2 protein-coding genes are annotated in these 1,793 nt (G+C 42.5%); both read right to left on the reverse strand.

Going from position 1 to position 1,793, the window contains the following annotated elements:
- Nucleotides 1–220: 220 nt before the first annotated feature.
- Nucleotides 221–1,369: an IS91 family transposase gene (locus BUB42_RS15970; RefSeq protein WP_073022162.1), complete on the reverse strand. Its 1,149-nt coding sequence runs from the start codon at nt 1,367–1,369 to the stop codon at nt 221–223.
- Nucleotides 1,354–1,793: tyrosine-type recombinase/integrase (locus BUB42_RS15975; RefSeq protein ID WP_170857247.1), on the reverse strand; the 440-nt coding region annotated here is incomplete at its 5' end. The genes BUB42_RS15970 and BUB42_RS15975, both read right to left, overlap by 16 nt.

Consider the following 1,793-nt stretch of genomic DNA (forward strand, 5'->3'; position numbering starts at 1 on the left):
CAGCTAGGGTTTCGTTGCGTTCGAAGAACGAACAATGAACCCGCGGTTGAACGGAACCGATTACATGCCGTCAACACTATGGAGTTATCGTAATGTATATTAATGAATATCAAGAGGATTTAGAGTCCTCTTTTTTTTTGCAGTGCAAAAAGGTCGGTTTTTCTCTTGTTTTCCTTTCCCGAAGTTTCGGGATTAGTCACAACTTCCCTTACCCATAAAGTTAACTTATACAAGGACTTGAGCTTTGGCTATCGCTAAGATACCATCCCGACACTTCGGGAGGAGGACCACGCTGGTCAAAAACCGCTATTCGATGTAAATTGCCTGTTTTGCAACAAGGGCATTTGGGGAGAAAAGGTTTCTGCTCTGCTTTTTCCAGTACTTTTACCTTTAGTTTTTCCTGTAAAAGTTTTAATTTTTCTCTTTTCCAGTTGCTGCTCAAAAAACCATAGTGCCGTATTTTTACAAAGCGTTTGGGCAAAATGTGCATGGCAAACCTTCGGATAAATTCCTCGTGCGTGAGCGTCATTTGTTTCTTGAACCCGTTTTGACGGTAATCCTTGTACGTAAAAGTCACGTTTTTATCGTCAACACTTTGTATTCGGTTATTACTAATAGCTATTTTATGAGTGTATCTACCTAAATATTCAATGACTGATTTTGGACTTCCAAAAGGCTTTTTGGCAAACACCACCCATTGCTTCTCCCATAACTGTTTCTTGACTTTGGTATAATTATCAGGACTTCTCTCTTTTAGTTTCTCGCAATATTTTGCCCTAAAAACTTTGGACAACGCCTTGACTGGAAACAAAAATTTACCATCACCTCTTATGTTTTGCCAATTGCCATTTTTGTCCACGCCACCACCAGGCACGATGCAATGCAAGTGTGGATGTAAACTTAAATTCTGTCCCCAAGTATGAAGTACAGCAATCATTCCGCTTTGGACTTCTTTCTTTTTGCCAAAGGTTTTAATCGTTTCCCAAGCCGACTCAAAAAGTATATTATACATCAATCGCGGATCTTGCATCGCTAGACTATTGATGCTATCAGGCAAAGTAAAAACGACATGGAAGTATGGAACTGGTAAGAGTTCGCTCTGACGAGCTTGTATCCAATCGTCTCTGTTTTTACCCTGACATTTAGGACAATGGCGGTTGCGACACGAGTTGTAACTAATGCTGATTTTTCCGCAGTTGTCACACGCATCGATATGACCACCCAAAGCTGCGGTGCGGCATCTTCTCACAGCTGATAAAGTGCGTAATTGCCAGGTGTTGAGTCCTAAATTTTCTATTTTATTACCCAGTTTCTCTAGTACATGCGCTACTTCACACTGACCGCGCTCCATGGCTACTTGCGGCTGCATTTTGCAAACAAAGTATCAAGAGGACTAAAGGCTTTTATCGTATCGAGCTGCGCAATATGCAAATACTCCATTGTAGTCTCAATTTGCTCGTGTCCCAAAAGGTTTTTCAAACTGATAATATCGAGTCCGTCCTCGAGCAAGTGCGTGGCAAAAGTGTGCCTGAGCGTATGCACGCACACCTCTTTCTCGATTCCTGCTGCCTTGCAGGCTTGCTTGACTGCCCATTGCACCCCACGCTGGGAATAGCGAGAGTCAAAATCGCCTCCCGCTATGCCTTGAGGTTGTCCGTTGAAAAGATAGACTTTTGGTTTTTCGGCTTCGATGTAGGTTTTGAGTCCGCGAATAAGATGTTTGGAGAGTGGTACATAACGGTCTTTCTTGCCCTTGCCTTGGACTACCTTGAGTTGTTCACGATCAAAATTCA

Origin of the sequence: Flavobacterium micromati (genome assembly GCF_900129585.1) — a bacterium.
Lineage (GTDB): Bacteria > Bacteroidota > Bacteroidia > Flavobacteriales > Flavobacteriaceae > Flavobacterium > Flavobacterium micromati.

Excerpts from the sequence above, each read along its gene's own strand:
- BUB42_RS15970 (WP_073022162.1), bottom strand. The coding sequence starts at position 1,369 with ATGCAGCCGCAAGTAGCCATGGAGCGCGGTCAGTGTGAAGTAGCGCAT.